This window comes from Methylobacterium sp. E-066 (assembly GCF_022829635.1).
Classification (GTDB): Bacteria; Pseudomonadota; Alphaproteobacteria; order Rhizobiales; family Beijerinckiaceae; genus Methylobacterium.
The window spans coordinates 131,067-148,043 of record NZ_JAKSYO010000183.1 but is presented as its reverse complement, the minus strand read 5'-3'; the positions used below and the strand labels follow the sequence as shown (position 1 = coordinate 148,043).

Annotated in this window: 15 protein-coding genes; 6 read left to right on the top strand and 9 right to left on the bottom strand. The window is 70.5% G+C overall.

Translation table 11 applies throughout. The features are described from left to right. Positions 1 to 13 precede the first annotated feature (13 nt). The 6 genes from MKL20_RS26635 to MKL20_RS26610 form a co-directional block, all read right to left on the bottom strand. Positions 14 to 592, bottom strand: coding sequence for a F0F1 ATP synthase subunit B' (locus MKL20_RS26635; protein WP_244039171.1), 579 nt, complete (start codon positions 590 to 592; stop codon positions 14 to 16). Between the two features lie 150 nt (positions 593 to 742). Further along, positions 743 to 970 (bottom strand): F0F1 ATP synthase subunit C, encoded by a 228-nt coding sequence (locus MKL20_RS26630; RefSeq protein WP_007566773.1) that lies wholly within the window; start codon positions 968 to 970, stop codon positions 743 to 745. Positions 971 to 1,077: 107 nt separating this feature from the next. Then, a complete protein-coding gene (locus MKL20_RS26625) occupies positions 1,078 to 1,833 on the bottom strand; it encodes a F0F1 ATP synthase subunit A (RefSeq protein ID WP_243971346.1) in 756 nt (251 codons plus the stop codon). A 73-nt stretch (positions 1,834 to 1,906) separates the two neighbouring features. Continuing rightward, positions 1,907 to 2,281 (bottom strand): AtpZ/AtpI family protein, encoded by a 375-nt coding sequence (locus MKL20_RS26620; RefSeq protein ID WP_243971344.1) that lies wholly within the window; start codon positions 2,279 to 2,281, stop codon positions 1,907 to 1,909. A 189-nt stretch (positions 2,282 to 2,470) separates the two neighbouring features. Then, complete coding sequence (locus tag MKL20_RS26615; protein WP_244039170.1) at positions 2,471 to 3,115, bottom strand: DsbA family protein; 645 nt, start codon at positions 3,113 to 3,115, stop codon at positions 2,471 to 2,473. Between the two features lie 100 nt (positions 3,116 to 3,215). Then, positions 3,216 to 3,698, bottom strand: coding sequence for a DUF721 domain-containing protein (locus MKL20_RS26610; RefSeq protein ID WP_243971340.1), 483 nt, complete (start codon positions 3,696 to 3,698; stop codon positions 3,216 to 3,218). A gap of 127 nt (positions 3,699 to 3,825) precedes the next feature. On the opposite strand from MKL20_RS26610, the gene mutY reads away from it, so the two are divergent. After that, the gene (gene mutY / locus MKL20_RS26605; protein WP_244039169.1) at positions 3,826 to 5,166 is read left to right on the top strand and encodes an A/G-specific adenine glycosylase; all 1,341 of its coding nucleotides are present in this window, start codon (positions 3,826 to 3,828) and stop codon (positions 5,164 to 5,166) included. Positions 5,167 to 5,304: 138 nt separating this feature from the next. Here mutY and MKL20_RS26600 read toward each other — a convergent pair whose 3' ends face one another. Further along, positions 5,305 to 6,495, bottom strand: coding sequence for a site-specific DNA-methyltransferase (locus MKL20_RS26600; protein ID WP_279595006.1), 1,191 nt, complete (start codon positions 6,493 to 6,495; stop codon positions 5,305 to 5,307). A gap of 573 nt (positions 6,496 to 7,068) precedes the next feature. On the opposite strand from MKL20_RS26600, the gene MKL20_RS26595 reads away from it, so the two are divergent. The 5 genes from MKL20_RS26595 to MKL20_RS26575 all read left to right on the top strand — a co-directional run bounded on the left by MKL20_RS26595 (position 7,069) and on the right by MKL20_RS26575 (position 11,616). Further along, a complete protein-coding gene (locus MKL20_RS26595) occupies positions 7,069 to 7,419 on the top strand; it encodes a septal ring lytic transglycosylase RlpA family protein (RefSeq protein WP_409568203.1) in 351 nt (116 codons plus the stop codon). A 119-nt stretch (positions 7,420 to 7,538) separates the two neighbouring features. Continuing rightward, positions 7,539 to 7,853 carry a polyhydroxyalkanoic acid system family protein gene (locus MKL20_RS26590; protein WP_243971335.1) on the top strand — a complete coding sequence of 105 codons (315 nt, stop codon included), beginning with the start codon at positions 7,539 to 7,541 and terminating at the stop codon, positions 7,851 to 7,853. An 80-nt stretch (positions 7,854 to 7,933) separates the two neighbouring features. Then, entirely contained in the window at positions 7,934 to 8,170 is a 237-nt protein-coding gene (locus tag MKL20_RS26585) for a hypothetical protein (RefSeq protein WP_244039168.1), read from the top strand. Between the two features lie 52 nt (positions 8,171 to 8,222). Then, positions 8,223 to 10,022, top strand: a complete 1,800-nt coding sequence (locus MKL20_RS26580; RefSeq protein WP_244039167.1) for an ATP-binding cassette domain-containing protein — start codon at positions 8,223 to 8,225, stop codon at positions 10,020 to 10,022. A 103-nt stretch (positions 10,023 to 10,125) separates the two neighbouring features. Next, positions 10,126 to 11,616 carry a carboxypeptidase M32 gene (locus MKL20_RS26575; protein WP_244039166.1) on the top strand — a complete coding sequence of 497 codons (1,491 nt, stop codon included), beginning with the start codon at positions 10,126 to 10,128 and terminating at the stop codon, positions 11,614 to 11,616. A gap of 375 nt (positions 11,617 to 11,991) precedes the next feature. Here MKL20_RS26575 and MKL20_RS26570 read toward each other — a convergent pair whose 3' ends face one another. Together MKL20_RS26570 and MKL20_RS26565 are read right to left on the bottom strand one after the other, a co-directional pair. Further along, positions 11,992 to 15,468 carry an ATP-binding protein gene (locus MKL20_RS26570; protein WP_244039165.1) on the bottom strand — a complete coding sequence of 1,159 codons (3,477 nt, stop codon included), beginning with the start codon at positions 15,466 to 15,468 and terminating at the stop codon, positions 11,992 to 11,994. Positions 15,469 to 15,478: 10 nt separating this feature from the next. After that, positions 15,479 to 16,717: an exonuclease SbcCD subunit D gene (locus MKL20_RS26565; RefSeq protein WP_244039164.1), complete on the bottom strand. Its 1,239-nt coding sequence runs from the start codon at positions 16,715 to 16,717 to the stop codon at positions 15,479 to 15,481. Between the last annotated feature and the right edge of the window lie 260 nt (positions 16,718 to 16,977).

The following is a 16,977-nucleotide window of genomic DNA, read 5'->3' as shown; positions in this document are numbered from 1 at the left end:
CGTGGGTTCCCGTTCAGTGTGCGGTGGCGTCGAGGGCGCGATTCAGGGTCGCCGGATCGGGCGCCTGGCCCGTCAGGCGCTCCACGATCGCCGATGCGGCCTCGCCGGCGATGCTGCGGACATTGCCCATCGCGGCCTCGGTGCGGGTGCGGATCGTCGCCTCGGCGGACGACAGCTTGGCGTTCAGCTCGGCTTCGAGCGCCTTGCGCTTGGTCTCGGCTTCGGCCGCCAGCTCGTTCCGGGTGGTCTGAGCGATGTCGCGGGCCTTGCCCTGCGCGTCGCGGAGCGCGGTCTCGTAGGCGATGCCGGCGGCGTCGGCCTCGGTCTTCATCGCCTGAGCCTGATCGAGATCGGCGCGCAAGCGCTCGGCGCGGGCGTGCAGGATCGCCTGGATCCGCGGCAGCGCGACCTTGTCCATCAGGTAATAGAGGAGACCGAAGGCCAGCGCGAGCCAGATCAGCTGCGACAGGAACCCGGAGGTCTCGAAGGGTGGGAAGGCACCGCTATGCGCCTCCGTGTGCTCGACATGGCCGGGCACGATCTGCGTGTCGGCGCCCGGGGGCGGCGTGGTGAGGGGATTCGGCTGCGCCATGGGACCGCTACACTGACACCGTTCGCAGGATCACCGCCGACGCGGTGACGGAAGAAGGCGGACGCCTCGCTCGCGAAGCGCCCACCTGATGGTCGGGCGGTGGACTGCCCGGTGGAGGCCGCGTCGTCCGCGGCCCCCGAAGCGCGTCGATCAGACGGCGAAGAGCAGCAGCAGCGCGATGAGCAGCGAGAAGATGCCCAGCGCCTCGGTCAGGGCGAAGCCCAGGAGCAGGGTGGCGCGCTGGCCGTCGGCCGCGGAGGGGTTGCGAAGGGCGCCGGCAAGGAACTGACCGAACAGGTTGCCGAGGCCGATGCCCGCACCCGCCATGCCGAGGCAAGCGAGGCCGGCGCCGATGTACTTCGCAGCGACGGGATCCATGATAACTCCTGAGGTCTCTTCAGATCGAAACGTGCGGTGACGTTCGCGGCGGGTGGAGCCGGCCAAGTCTGCAGGCCGGGGTGAAGCTGGGTGGCCGGGGCGTTCGCCTAGTGGCCGGGATGGAGCGCGTCGTTGAGGTAGATCGCCGTCAGCGTCGCGAAGACGTAGGCCTGAAGCGCCGCGACGAGGAACTCGAGGGCGGTCAGGGCAATCGTCAGGAACAGCGGAAGCGGCGATAGCACGCTCCACGCACCCGCGAGAAGAAGCTGGACCACGAAGAACGCGAAGATCTTCATCGCGATGTGGCCGGCGAGCACGTTGGCGAACAGACGGACCGAGAGGCTGATCGGCCGCGAGACGAACGAGATGATCTCGATCGGCACGAGGATCGCCAGCAGCGGCTTCGGCACGCCCGACGGCACGAACAGTCCGAAGAAGTGCGTCCCGTGCTTCATCACCCCGTAGATCACCACGACCGAGATCACCAGGGCGGCCAGGCCGAAGGTGATGATCAGGTGGCTGGTCACAGCGAAGGCGTAGGGGATCATCCCGAACAGGTTCAGGATCAGCACGAACATGAACAGCGAGAACACCAGCGGCATGAAGCGCTTGCCGCCGTCGCCGGTGGCCTGGTGCAGCGTGTCGGCGATGAATTCATAGAAGATTTCGGCCAGAGACTGCATCCGCCCCGGCACCACCGAGCGCGAGGCCGTCGCCACCACGGTGATCAGCGCGATCACACCGACGGCGGCGAACATGTACAGGGCGGATTGCGTGAACGCGAGTTGCTGATGGCCGATATGGCCGAGGGATACGAGCGGCTTCAGCTCGAACTGCTCGATCGGGTCGATCGTGACCGCCATTCTCGCTTCCGCCCCTCTTGATCCGGCGCGCCGATGCACTCGGCCGCCTCAAACCCCTGTCGACCGGCGTGCCTTATGGCTCTTGCCGGTCGCCTCGTCCGGGACGCGCGCCGGCAAAACCTGACACCCGCATCACGTTGTAGATCCCCGCCACGAACCCCAGCATCAGAAGGACGATCAGGCCCCAGGGTTTCGTCCCGAAGACATGATCGACGATCCAGCCGAGAATGCCCCCCGCGATCACGCCCGCGACGAACTCCGTGGAGATCGTCATGGCCTGACCAAGCGAGGAGGGCCCGGTGCCCCGAGGCCGCAAGGAAGGATCGGGAGCGGCTTGCGGCCGCTTCCGTTCGATCTGCGTCTCGAGACGTCTGAGCCTCGCGGAGAGTTCGCTGTCCGTCGGCGTTCCCTCGGTCCCGTTCCCGTCCCTGGAATCGTCGCCGCTCACGGCTGAAACTCACAGGGCGGGAGGATCTGAAACCGGCTAGACGCCCCCATCAAGCGGGCGCACCATAGTTTCGCCTATCTTGAGTGTCAAGGCGACGCCGATACATATTAAACCTTTGACGGATATGGTGTTTTCGGTTCTCGGCCTGGTCCAGGGCGCGGTGCTTCGCGCATCGCCCCGCACAGCCGATCAAGCGCCGAGGATCGGCTTGATCACCTTCTCCATGCCGTCGATCGTCATCTCGCCGGTGTAGCGCTCGCCGTTGATGAAGAAGGTCGGCGTGGAATCGACCTTCATCACGTCCAGCCCGCGCTGCTTCACGGCGTTGACCGCGCCGTAGACCTTCTGGTCCTTCAGGCAGGCCTCGAACGTGTCCTTGGTGTAGCCGGCCTGCCGCAGCATCTGCTCCAGGGCGTCCACCGGCTTCTGGGTGAAGGCCCAGGCCGGCTGCTGGTCGAACAGCAGGTCGGTGATCGGGTAATACTTGGCATCGCCCTGGCAGCGCGCCAGCATGAAGGCTGCCGTCGCCAGCGGGTCGAGCGGGAACTCGCGCAGGGTGAAGCGCACCTTGCCGGTGTCGATGTAGCGCTCCTTGAGCACCGGCCAGGTGGTGCGGTGGAACGCGGCGCAGTGCGAACAGGTCATCGAGGCATATTCGATGATCGTGCACTTGGCATCCGCGGGGCCGAGCCAGACATCGCCGAGTGGGCCGGGCTGCATCAGCGCCGCCAGGTCGGCGTTCTGCGCCCAGGCCGAGCGCATGAGATAGGGCAGGGCGAGGCCGGCGCCGAGCGCGAGGCCGGTGAACTTGAGAGCGTCGCGTCGCGTGGTCATGGGCAGGCTCCGCCGGATTAGTTCGGTCTTGGCGTCCCGGTTCGGTACGCGGGCGCGGCTGTCCTGGCAAGGTGACGGAATCGCCGACGGATCTTGCGGCTCAGCGCTCCGGCCGCGTCGCCACGGCCGCGATCCCGAGCCGATCCAGGGCGGCACGCAGGCCGTCATCCTCGATCGCCGCCACCGCGCGCTTCACCTCCACGGCCCGGGACGGGTCGATGCCGGTGCGCGGCGCCGGCCGGCCGCCGCGGCCGACCCGGTCCTGCTGCAGCACGATGCGGGAGACGCAGGCCCAACCGTAATGGGCGTTGATGCGCTGGATCACCACGGGCGCGAGATGCTGGAGCTCGATGGCGAAGACGCCCTCGACGCGGACCACCAGCGTCCCGGATTCGGGCGTGTCGCCATCCTTGCGGCGGCGCTTCGGCCATTCGAGCTTCGACGGACGGCAGTAGCGCGCCAGCCGCTCGCCGACGATCTCCGGCCAGGCGGCCAGGATGTCGGTCGACGCGAAGCCCTGCGCCGCGAAGGCCGGCCCGATGCAACTCTCGATCAGCTCGGCCAGCGGTTTGACGCGCGCCATGGTGGTTCGGGCCTCGCCCATCTCATGAGTCGCACGAGGTTAGCGCAGCTTCGTTGACGAAGGGAGCATGAGCTGACGTTTCACGGCCCTATGATCGGCCGGCCCCTCCGTTTATGCAGCCTGGCCCATGCCGACCTGCCCACCCACGGATTCCGGGTCCGGTCCCGGACCACGCGCCGACGACCTGCTCGCCTGGTACGACCGGCATCGCCGGGTCCTGCCGTGGCGCGCGCTCGCCGGTGAGGTGCCCGATCCCTACCGGGTCTGGCTGTCGGAGGTGATGCTCCAGCAGACCACGATCGCGGCGGTGCGGCCGTATTTCGAGCGGTTCCTCACGCGCTTTCCGGATATCGACGCGCTGGCCGAAGCCCCCGAGGAGGCGGTGATGTCGGCCTGGGCCGGGCTCGGCTACTATTCCCGGGCGCGCAACCTCCATGCCTGCGCCAAGGCGGTCGCCGCCGCGGGCCGATTCCCCGACACGGCCGAAGGCCTGCGCAAGCTTCCGGGAATCGGCGCCTACACGGCCGGGGCGATCGCCGCGATCGCGTTCGAGCGGGCGGAGGCGGCAGTCGACGGCAATGTCGAGCGGGTCCTGAGCCGGGTCTTCGCCGTGGAAGCGCCGCTACCCGGCAGCCGCCCGGAGATCCGTCGGCTGACGCAAGCCCTGGTGCCGCCCGACCGGCCGGGCGACTTCGCCCAGGCGCTCATGGATCTCGGCGCGACGATCTGCACGCCCAAGCGCCCCGCCTGCGCGCTCTGCCCCTGGATGCTGCCCTGCCAGGCCCGGGCGCTCGGCACGCAGGACACGTTCCCGCGCAAGATCAAGCTGGCGAAGGGGGCGCTCCGCCGCGGCGCGGCCTTCGTGGCGATCCGCAGCGGCGACGAGGCGGTCTTGCTGCGGACCCGCCCTCCGGAGGGACTTCTCGGCAACATGGCCGAGCCGCCTGGCAGCGCCTGGGAGCCGGACTACGACGTGGCTTCGGCCCTTCTGGACGCGCCCCTCGACGCCCGATGGAAGCGCCTGCCGGGCCTCGTCCGCCACGGCTTCACGCATTTCCCGCTGGAGCTGACCGTGTTCTCGGCCCGGGTCGCGCTCTCGACCCCGACGCCCCCGGGAATGCGCTTCACCCCGCGCGCTGCGCTCGACGACGAGCCGCTGCCCGGCCTGATGCGCAAGGTGCTGGCCCACGCCTTCGATCCGAAGCCGGAGCCGGAGAAGAAGCCGCGCGGCCGCCCGAAGAAGGAGCCGCCGCCGATGCCGCTGCTCGCGGCCATGGAGGCGCCGATCACGATGGAGGATCCGGAGCCGCGGCCGAGCGTGCGCGCAGTCCCCAAGCCCCGGCCGAAACCGGCGCCGGAGCCGCCGCCGGACACGGACGACTTTTTGGATGGCGAGCCCGAGGCGCCGCCGGCCCCGGTGCGCGCCCGGCCGCCGACGCGCCGGCCGAGCGCGGCGCGGCGTCGCTAGATGCAATGGTAACGGGTTCCCAAAGGGCGAGCCCTTTGGTGGGGTTTGGGGCAAAGCCCCAAGCTATTCGCAGGGCTCCGCCCTGCACCCGCCAAAGGGCTGAGCCCTTTGGGAGCCCATGGCCGATACGGGGACGGCTCAGCCGTTCGCCATCGCCTGGCGCAGCCCGGCCCGGTAACTGTCGATCACCACCGGCTTGCCGGAGCGCTCGACGTGCCAGAAGGTCCAGCCGTTGCAGGCCGGGAGGCCCTGGACCAGGGCGCCGATCTTGTGGATCGAGCCAATCACAAGGCCGTTGTCGAGCTGGCCGTCCGGACGCACCGTGGCGCGGAAGCGGCGGCGCTCGTCGGTGACGATCTCACCCGGGCGGATATGCCCGGCCTCGATCACCGAGAGGAACGGCACCCGCGGCTCGGCGCGCTTCGTCGGCGCCACCATGAGGGCAGCCTTCGACAGCGGCTGGACGGCGGCGATCCGCTCCATCGCGGCCTTCGCGTAGGTGGCCTCGCGCTCGATGCCGATGAACCGGCGGCCGAGGCGCTTGGCGACGGCGCCGGTGGTGCCGGTGCCGAAGAACGGATCGAGCACCACGTCGCCGGGATTGGTCGCCGCCATCAGGGTGCGGGCGAGCAGGGCCTCGGGCTTCTGGGTCGGGTGGACCTTGTGGCCCTCCGCATCCTTCAGCCGCTCCTCGCCGGTGCAGAGCGGGATGAACCAGTCCGAGCGCATCTGGAGGTCTTCATTGCCCCCCTTCAGCGCATCGTAATGGAAGGTGTAGCCTTTCGACTCCGCCGAGCGCGAGGCCCAGATCAGGGTCTCGTGGGCGTTGGTGAAGCGCTTGCCGCGGAAGTTCGGCATCGGGTTGGCCTTGCGCCAGACGATGTCGTTGAGGATCCAGTAACCGAGATCCTGCAACGCGCTCCCGACTCGGAAGATGTTGTGGTACGACCCGATCACCCAAAGGGTTGCGTTCGGCTTCATCACGCGCCGGCAGGCGGCGAGCCAGTCCCGGGTGAAGGCGTCGTAGGCCTCGAAGGTCGCGAACTTGTCCCAGTCGTCGTCGACCGCGTCGACACGGCTCTGGTCCGGACGCAGCAGGCCGGCATCGCCGAGCTGCAGGTTGTAGGGCGGGTCGGCGAAGACGCAGTCGACGCTGGACGCCGGCAGCGCGTTCATGGCCGCGATGCAATCCCCGACCAGCACTTGGTCGAGGGGGAGGGGACGCTGGACGGGTACGAGACCCATCCGTGGCGCCGACGCGGGCCGCCCGGCACGCGAGACCTGTTTCCGGGCGACGGCGTCGGCAACCACGGTACGCGGGGAAGCCATGGCAAACACCGGTTACGCGACTGACCGGCAGACCATGCGTCGGACACGGTAAAGGTCGCGTTGTCGAAATTGCCCGGCCGGCGTCCCGTTCTGGGGCTGCAGTTTTTGCCTAGCTTGGACCCAACCAGTCATTCGGTAGTCGAGGCGTGCGTGTCGCACCGCGTTGACGCGTGCCGTCTCTTGCGCCGATGCCGCTTAATTGGCGGCCGAACCGTTATTTAGCGCCCAATCCTTTTGCGGTGCGCAAGATGACACATGTCGGCCTCCGGCGGGGTCCGCCTCCACCTCAGCGGGATGCTGGGTCACGCCCGGTGCAAGCCTTGGGACAATAAGCCGATCTGAGGATTAAGCAGCGGCCCGTCGATGCGACTTGCCGATTACCGCGCACGACAGTCGACGATACAAATCAAGTCGAGACCGGAAATATCCCGCAGTAAACCCTTAAGTCATCTTCATGACCAGGCAAAAGCAGGCCAAAATGTGACCTGAACCCGCCTTGAAATCCCGCCATATTCCGGTCGATTTCTGAAACGACTGGCGCCGCCCCGGTAACAACAAGGGAATGCGGGAAGAATGACATCTGGTTTCGGTAAGTTCGTGGCCTCCGTTGGAATGCTGTCTGCCATCGTCGGAACGACCCTCCCGGCTGCTGCCCAGAGCGGCGCGGCCTCCTGGTACGGGAGCGGCCATCGCACCGCGAACGGCGAGCGTTTCAACCCCAACGGACTGACCGCCGCCCATCGCAGCCTGCCGTTCGGAACCCGCGTCCGCGTCGAGAACCGCCGGACCGGTCGCTCGGTGGTGGTGCGGATCAACGACCGCGGCCCGTTCGTGCACGGCCGCATCATCGACCTCTCGCGGGGCTCGGCCCGTGCGCTCGGCATGGGCGGCACGAGCTACGTCTCGCTCCAGGTCCTCAACTGAGCATCCGGTGCTGACGGCTTCCAGGTCGAACACGTCCTGAAGCCCTGCGGCCTCCCGACGTTGTCTGCGGCATCGGGAGGCCCCATGTGCTGCGAAAGCAGCCCGGATCCAGCCGACCCATGCCCAAACCCCTGATCGTCGACATCCCGCACGACCTCGGCCGCGACGAGGCCAAGCGGCGCCTCGAGCACGGCACCGACCAGGCGCGAGCCTTCCTGGCCAAGAGCGGTGTTACGGTCGACCAACTGGCCTGGACCGGCGACCGCCTCGATTTCGGCGTCTCGGCCATGACTCAGAAGATCGGCGGCACGATCGATGTCGGCGCCGAGAGCGTGCGCCTTGAGGTGAAGCTTCCGTTCCTGCTCGCCCTGTTCGCCGAGAAGATCCAGAAGGTGGCGAGCAAGGAAGGCAATCTCCTGCTCACCAAGAAATAGCGGCCCGGAACTCCGGCCGCAGGCCCTCGTTGCTGCCCGAACGGCGCGGAACAGTGCCGCGGGCCTTCTGGAGGAGAACCATGCCAGACTTCACCCTCGCCGATCCGGGCCAGATCCCCGAGGTGCCGCCGCAGCCAACGCCGGCTCCCGACACCCCGTACGATCCGCCGCAGGCTCCGACGCAGCCGCCCGGCCCCGAAATCCCCGGCAACACCCCGGCTGAGGCGCCCGGCATCCAGCCGCCGGAGATTCCGGTGAACGATCCGGGTCCACCGGAGATCAGCCCGCCCACCGGGCCGGCCAACCCGATCGCCTGAGGGACGGGGGGCGCCGTTTGAACCCGACGCCCGGCACTGCCATAAGCCCGGCATGGCCGCTCCCCCACTTCTGACCCTCCAGGACGTCGCGCTCACCTTCGGCGGCACGCCGCTGATCAACCGCGCCGACCTGACCATCTCCCCCGGCGAGCGCACCTGCCTCGTCGGGCGGAATGGCTCGGGCAAGTCGACCTTGATGAAGATCGCCGCCGGCCTGGTCGAGCCGGACAAGGGGCGGCTGTTCGTCCAGCCCGGCACCACGATCCGCTACCTCGCGCAGGAACCGGATTTTTCAGGGTTCTCCAACACCCTGGACTTCGTCGAAGCCGGCCTGCCGCCGGGCGAATCCGCCCATCGCGCCCGGTACTTGCTCGAAAGCCTGGGCATGACCGGGGCCGAGGATCCGAAAAAACTCTCGGGCGGTGAGGGGCGGCGCGCCGCACTCGCCCACGCGCTCGCCCCCGAGCCCGACGTGCTGCTGCTCGACGAGCCGACCAACCATCTCGACCTGCCGGCGATCGAGTGGCTGGAGGCGGAGCTGCGCGGGACCCGGGCCGCGATGGTCCTGATCAGCCACGACCGGCGGTTTCTCTCCGCATTGTCGCGCGCCACGATCTGGCTGGATCGCGGAGAGACGCGAAGAATCGAGCAGGGTTTTTCGAATTTCGAAGCCTGGCGCGACGCGTTCTTCGAAGAGGAGGAGCGCGACCAGCACAAGCTCGACCGCAAGATCGCCGCCGAGGAGCATTGGCTGCGCTACGGCGTCACGGCCCGCCGCAAGCGAAACGTCCGCCGCCTCGGCAACTTGCACGAGCTGCGCCAGAATCGCCGCGACGTCCGCCGCCCGGTGGGCAGCGTCAGCATGAACGCGTCCGACGCCGAATCCTCCGGGAGCCTGGTGGTCGAGGCCCGGGAGATCAGCAAATCCTACGGTGAGCGGACCATCGTGGACGGCTTGTCCCTGCGGGTGATGCGCGGCGACCGGCTGGGCATCGTCGGGGCCAACGGAGCCGGCAAGTCGACCCTGATCAACCTGCTGATGGGCCGGCTCGCCCCCGATTCGGGGCAGGTCGTGCTCGGCACCAACCTGATGCCGGTGGTGCTCGATCAGGCCCGGGCGACGCTGGAGCCCGGCATGACCGTCACCGAGGTGCTCACCGGCGGCAGCGGCGACAGCGTCACGGTGAACGGCCAGAGCCGCCACGTGGTCGGCTACCTCAAGGACTTTTTGTTCAGCCCCGAGCAAGCCCGGACCCCGGTCTCGGTGCTGTCCGGCGGCGAGCGCAACCGCCTGTTGATCGCCCGCGCGCTGGCGCAACCGGCCAACCTCCTGGTGCTGGACGAGCCGACCAACGACCTCGATCTCGAGACCCTCGACCTGCTCCAGGAGATGCTCGGCGACTACCAGGGCACCCTGATCCTGGTGAGCCACGACCGTGACTTCCTCGACCGGGTGGCCAGCAGCGTGCTGGTCTCGGAAGGTTCGGGCCGCTGGGTCGAGTATGCCGGCGGCTACAGCGACATGCTGGTCCAGCGCGGGCAGGGGGTCGAGGCGCGCACGGTCGCGCCCTCGAAGAAGGAACCGCGCGAGCGCACGGCCCCGGCCGCCCAGCCGGCCGGAAAGCCCAAACTCGGCTTCAAGGACCAGCACGAGCTGAAGACGCTCCCGGCCCGCATCGCGAAGCTGGAGGCGGCGATCGCCCAGCTCAAGGCGATCCTCGACGATGCCGACCTCTACGCCCGCGACCCCGCCCGGTTCGACAAGGCCACCGCCATGCTGGCCCAGGCCGAGACCGAGCTGTCCCAGGCGGAGGACCGGTGGCTGGAGCTGGAAATGCTGCAGGCAGGGTGACGCCGGCCCTTGACATATTATAGGAAATATGTCTTATAAGTCCTCCGCGGGCACGATCCCGCGGGGCCGCAACGATCGCGAACCGACCGGAACGGATGATCGCATGACCGCCTACCAGACCCTCGAACAGCGCTTCTCCCGCCTCGCGGCCCTGGAAGGCGCGGCCGGGATCCTCGGCTGGGATGCGCAGACGCTGATGCCCGACGGGGCTGCCGAAGCGCGGGGCGACCAGCTGGCGATCCTGCGCGGGCTGGCCCACGAGATGCTGACGGCCCCCGAGACGCGGGACGAGCTCGCCGCCGCCGAGCGGCAGGGCGGCCTGGATTCCTGGACCGCGGCCAACCTGCGGGAGATGCGTCGCGCCCAGGCCCATGCCGGCGCCGTGCCCCGGGACCTCGTGGAGGCCAGCTCGCGAGCCGTGTCCCGGTCCGAGATGGTCTGGCGCGAGGCGCGCCGAGACTCCGATTTCGCCCGGCTGGCGCCGTATCTCGCCGAGGTGCTGCGGCTCCAGCGGGAGATCGGGCAGGCCAAGGGCGCGGCGCTCGGACTCGACCCCTACGACGCCCTGCTCGACAGCTACGATCCCGGCATGCGCCGGGCGGTGATCGACCCGCTGTTTGCCGACCTCACGAGCTGGCTGCCGGACCTGATCGCCCGCGCCCGGGCGATCCAGGAGTCCCGCCCGGCGCCGCTGCCCCTGGAGGGGCCGTTCGACACGGGCACGCAGCGGGCGCTCGGCCTCAAGCTGATGACTGCGCTCGGCTTCGATTTCGCCCGCGGCCGGCTCGATATCAGCCTGCACCCGTTCTGCGGCGGCGCTACCGACGACGTACGCATCACCACCCGCTACGACGAGGCCGATTTCGGCCGCGCCCTGATGGGCGTGCTGCACGAGACCGGCCACGCCCTCTACGAGCAGGGCCGCCCCGCCGCCTGGCGGCACCAGCCCGTGGGCGCCGCCCGGGGCATGAGCCTGCACGAGAGCCAGTCGCTCATCGTCGAGATGCAGGCCTGCCGGAGCCGGCAATTCTTCACCTATCTGGCGCCGCTGCTGCGTGAGGCGTTCGGCCGCTCCGGACCGGAATGGTCGCCGGAGAACCTGCACGCCCTGAACACCCAGGTCCGGCCGGGCTTCATCCGGGTCGATGCCGACGAGGCGACCTACCCGGCCCATATCCTGCTACGCTACCGGCTGGAGACCGCGATGATCGCGGGCGACCTCGCGGTCACCGACCTGCCCGGCGCCTTCAACGACGGCCTGCGCGACCTCCTCGGCCTCACCGTTCCGGAGGACCGCCTCGGCTGCCTGCAGGACATCCACTGGCCGAGCGGGGCCTTCGGCTATTTCCCGACCTACACGCTGGGCGCACTCGCCGCGGCCCAGCTGTTCCGGGCGGCACGGACCGCGGAGCCCGCTCTGCCGGCCTGCCTCGCCGCGGGCGATTTCGCGCCGCTGCGCACCTGGCTGCGCGCCAACGTCCACGAGGTCGGCAGCCTGCTCGGGACGGATGATCTGTTGGTCCGGGCAACGGGAGCGCCCCTGGGGACGGCGGCGTTCCGGGCGCATCTGGAGGGGCGGTATCTGGGGGGCTGAATGCCGGACGAGGCTCAGGTCCCATTCCCCCGCCGTTGAAGAGGGCCCCGCCTCGGCCTGTGTAAGGCACGGCCTCCCCCCTCTGCCGTGCGGGCTACGGGCTGCAAAGGTTTAAGGCGCAGGCGTTGTTGCAGACCGCGCCGCGCCCCCTCTCCCGTTCGGGAGAGGGTTGGGGTGAGGGATCAGGTCTTTCCGGACAAGGCGCATCCCTCACCCTGTCCCTCTCCCGCTCGGGAGAGGGGACCCGCGCCTCATGCGGTCGATGATGAGTGAAGCCGCTAGCCCGCACAGCACAAGGCGGTCGTCGCGGCCAGCAAAAGCTGATCTCTGACCAATTGAGCTCCGCAGGGAGAGCGCGCCTCCGCAAACCGCCCCCTACAGCTCCAACACATCGACCGCATCCCCCAGCCGATCCCGGGCGATCTCGGCTACGTGGCGGTGGTGGGTGAACAGGATCGGCTGGACGCTGGCGCCGATCTCCGCGAGCGCATCGAGGCCGTAGCCGGTGCGGGCCTCGTCGAAGGTAGAAAAGAGATCGTCGCCGATGAACGGCGCCGGTTCGGCGCGGCCGGCGTAATCTTCCAGGTAGGCCAGGCGCAGGGCGAGGTAGAGCTGGTCGCGGGTGCCCTCGCTGAGCGCCTCGATCCCGACCAGGGCGCCGCCCGCGCGCTGGCCGGCGAGCTTGGGCGTGTCGGCCTCGTCGTAGGTCTGGGCGAGGCCGGTGAAGGCGCCGCCGGTGAGGGCCCGGAACAGGGCGCCGGCCCGGGCCACCAGAGGATCCTGCTGGCCGGCCCGGTGCCGGGCCACCGCCTGGCCGAGCATCAGCCCGGCGAGCCGCAGCACCGCCCAGGAGCGGGACGCCGCCTGGAGGTCGGCTTCCGCCGCCTTGCGCTCGGCGGCGGCCAGCTCGGCGCCGCTGCCGCCTTCGAGTTCCGCCCGGCGCCGCTCGGCCCGATCGCGGTCGGCGAAGATGACCTGGCCGCGCTCGGCCTGCTCCTCGGCCTCCATGGCGAGGCGCGCCAGCTCCGCCTCCACGGCCTCCGGGGGCAGGGCGTCGAGGCCGGCGCGGATCTCGGATTCGGGCAGGCCATCGGCGGCGCCCGCGAGGCTGCCGCGCAGCCGCAGGCGCTCGGCCCGGAGCATCTCCCGGGCGTTCAGCCGGCCGAATATGTCTTCGACTGCGGCCGTCGACGACTCGGCCAGATCCGGCATGGTGTCGGCGACCTGGCGGGTCAGGTCTGTCCGGGCGGCATCACGCAGGCCGACGGCGTGGCGCAAGGCCGTTTCCGCCTCCTCCAGGCGGCGGTCCAGCTCGGCACGGCGGGCCTCCCGGGCCTGGGCGGCGACCAGGCGAGCGTGAAGGGTGCGGATCGCGCCGGTGGGCGGCGTGCCGGCGAGGTCCGGCGCCAGGGCCTCGACCAGGGCAGCCGCTTTGCTCCGAAAGCCGTCCATATCGCGCCGGAGACCGGCGGCCCGACGCTGCAACTCAGCGCGGGCCGTCAGCCGGTCCGGCACCGTGCGCCAGGCTTCCAGCGCACCCTCGGCCTCCTCGGGCCGGGCGGCGGCGGGCAGATTGAGGGGACGCAGCGCCTCCGCCCAGTCCGCCTGCCAGGCGGAGCGGCGTGTCGCGGTCTCGGCCAGAGCGGCCTCCAGCTTCTCCGCCGTCGCGGCGGCGGCGCGGAGCCGGCCGCCGGTCTCAAGATTGGCCTCCCAGCGGCTCGCCAGGGTGGCGACCCGGGCCTCGAGCCGTTCGAGGGCCAGGCCGATCTCGCCCTCCGGCGCCGGATCGAGCCCGGCGCGGGTGAACAGGTCGGCGAGCGGCGCCCGGGCGGATTCGATCCGGGCCTTCAGATGGTCGCGCTCGATCCGCTGCTCGGCCAGCTGCTGCTCCCCGTCGATCAGGCTCTCGGTCTCGGCGAGCCAGGCCGCCATCTCGGCCGGGGGGCCGGGGACGAGGCCGGCGGGCTGCCAGGCCTCGCGCCAGGCGGCCTCGCCCTCGGCGATGTCGTCCGCGATCCCGGCGAGCACCCGCTCCGTCGCCGCCAGCGCCGCATCCTCGGCGGCAAGGCGGTCGAGATCGGCCGCGTGGGCCGCGACCCGGGCGGCGTCGATGGCGCGCTCGTCGGCGAGGCGATCCGCCTCGAACAGGGCGCGCTCGTAGGCGGCCAGCGTGCCGGGCTCGGTGGTCCGGCCGGCCGCGAAGGCGTCGCGCAGGGGCGCGAAGGCGGCGTCGCGGGCGGCCCGCACGGACTCGAGCCGCTCCTGGGTGGCGATCGGCCGTCCGGCCTCGCGCTCGCGCAGGCGGGTGCGGGTGGCGTCGGCCTGGGTCCGCGCCGCGTCCCGGCGGTCGGCGGCGCGCTCCTGCTCGCGCCGCTTGCCGTCGAGCAGGCCGCGATAGCGCGCGATGGTGTCGGCGCTGGGCAGGGGCATGCGGGCGAGCGCGGCGGTGTCGGCCACCGGCGGCGACAGCCGGGCGGCCTGGTTGCGCAGCAGCGCCGTCTCGCGCCGGATCGCGGTGTCGAGCGCCTCATGGGCGGCGAGGCGCTCGTGCAGCTTGGCGAGCGGCTTCAGAGTCTCGCGGAGCGGCGTCGGATCGTGGGTGGCGCCGGCGGCCTCGACCTCCCGGGCCAGACGGTCGCGCTCGGCCCGGGCCGCGGCGGCGTCCCGGGCGAGCTGGTCCTCGGCGGCGGCGAGCGTCCGGCCGTCGCGGATCAGCCGCTCGACCCGGGCGCGGGCGGCGTCGGTGGGCTGGTCGGCCTCCAGGGCAGCGAGATCCGGGGCGCCGATCCGGGCGCGCAGACGCTCCAGGTCGAGCCCGACCTTGTGGGCGTCGCCCTCGATCCGGGGCAGGTCGGTGCCGCCCTTCTCGAATTCCTTGGTGCCGCTGAACGCCGCCAGGATCTCTTCGGCGCGCAGGATCAGGGCCGGCTCCACCGGCACCGCTTCGGCCTCGCCCCGCGCCCGGGCGAGGGCGGCGTCGGCGCGGGCTGCCTCGGCCTCGGCCTTGCGGCAGCGTTCGAGGGCTGCGCCCAGGCGCTCGATCCAGGCGGAATCCGCCTCGGCGAGGCCGGAATCCGCGGCGATCCGGTGGTCCAACACGTCGATCTCGGCGACGATCGGCCGGGCACGCTTCAGGCGCTCCAGGCGGGCGCGCTCGGTTGCCAAGCGCTGAGTTTCGGCCCGGAGCGTGTCGAGCTGCTGGGCGGCGGCCGCGATCTCGTCGTTCAGCGCACGCCAATCCCCGGACCGGAGGCCCTTCTCGCGGATCGCCTTGCGGGCGGTCTCGTGCCGCTCCAGCGCCTGGTAGAAGGTCCGGTGCTTGGCCTGGCGGGGGGCGAAGATGCCATCCGCCTCCGCGTCGAGGGCAGTTTGCAGCTCGGTGAGGCCGCGCAAGCCCGATCCCGCCGCGAACAGGCTGGCGCCGACCTCGCCCTCGACATCGACCATCTCGCGCCCGCCCGCCCGCAGGCTGCCGGCGTCGAGGCCGAAGGCGCGGCAGAACACGGTGCGGGAGATGCCGCCGAGGAACGGCGCCAGGGCGTCGTCGGGCAGCGGCGCCTCGACGGCGTCGATCAGGGTCCGGGTGTTGCCCTTGCGGCGGCGGAAGGCCAGGCGGCGCCCGTCGGCGGCCTCGACCTCGGCGCCGAGGCGCAGCAGCGGCATGTCGTGCAGGAAGGCGTAGCGGGTGGTCTTCTCGAAGCCGAACAGCAGGTCGGTGACCGCCGCGAGCGCCGTGCTCTTGCCGGCCTCGTTGGCCCCCAGCACCACGTGCAGGCGGGCCTCGGGCCGGAAGGTCACGGTCCGGTCGGTGAAGGCGCCGTAGCGCTCCAGGGCGAGGCGGATCAGCCGCATTTTGCGCGCCTCAGCAATGCCGGCCGCCGAGGCGGCCCAGGATCAGCGCCTCGGCCTCGGCGCAGAGCGCGTCGAACTCGGCCTCCAGATCGGCCTCCGCGGCGGCGGTGGCGGGCATGCGGGCGCCGATCTCGGCGAGCGCCGCCTTGGCCCGGCTGCGGAAATCCGGGTCGCGGTCGAGATCGGCGAGCAGGGCCGCCGGGTCGATCGCCGCCCCGGAGGCCTCGACCGGGGCGCGGGGCCGGCGGGTCTCGATCTTCAGGCGCTCCAGCCAGATATCCTCGTGCAGCCGGTGGGCGGCGGCCTGGATCTCGGCGGTGACGTTTTCTCTGTCGGCCGAGAGCGCGTCATGGGCCGGGGTGGTGCCGGCGAGATGCACCCGCACCAGGACGAGGCGCTGCGCCGCCACCTCCGCCAGGGGCCGCAGGGCGGTCTCCACACTCTCGAGGGCCGCGCGCGTGTCGGCGGCTTCGCTCAGGTCGACGGTGACCTGCTCGAACCGCGCGCGGTCGAGGGGGACGCGACTGACCCCGTTCACCCGCCCGTCTGCGACCTCCACCAGGACCGCGCCCTTCGCGCCGCATTCGCGCACGCTCCGGCCCTGGATGTTGCCGGGGAACACGATCCAGGGATCCCGGGACAGTTCCGCGTACTCGTGGATGTGGCCGAGCGCCCAGTAATCGTAGCCCCGGGCGGTGAGGTCGGCGACCGAACAGGGGGCGTAGGTCTCGTGCGCCGCGTGGCCGGTGCACGAGGTGTGGAGCACGCCGAGATTGAACCAGCCGGGCAGGGCGGCCGGGTAGGTCAGCGACAGGTTCTCCTCCACGGCCCGGGCCTGGAAGCTCCGGCCGTGCACGGCGACCCGCAGGGATTCGAGGCGCAGCGTCTCGGCCCGGGCCGCTGGGAACACATGCACCGAGGGCGGCAGGGTGATCGAGCGGGTGATCACGCTCTCGGCGTCGTGGTTGCCGCGCACCAGGATCGTCGGGATGCCGGCCCGGTCGAGGCGGGCCACCTGCCGGGCGAAGAACAGCCCGATCGTGTTGTCGGCCCAGTCGCCGTCATAGATGTCCCCGGCCACGACCACGAAGGCGACCCGCCGCTCGATCGCCTGGCTGACGAGATCCTCGAAGGCCTGCCGCCCGGCGGTGGCGAGGCGGCGGGCGAGCTCCGCGTCACGCGTCGCGAGGCCCGAGAGCGGGCTGCCGAGATGCAGATCCGCCGCGTGGATGAAGCTGAAGCCCGACATCGGTCTCCGATGAGCATTTCTTGGGATGGCGCAGGGCGTCGGGCGGGTCAGGGTTCTAGGCCGACGGGGTGTTCGACCTCAAGCGCCATCCGAGGCAATAAGCTCGGTGTGACGAAGGACCGACCGAGACGAACTTTAGAAGCCGTGACCACTATCACCGAGATCGGACGCATGAAAACTGAACGCGCTTAACGGAAATAATTTATGTGATATAGATTTGATATTAAATTATTCAATTGTATTATCTAAAAAATATTACA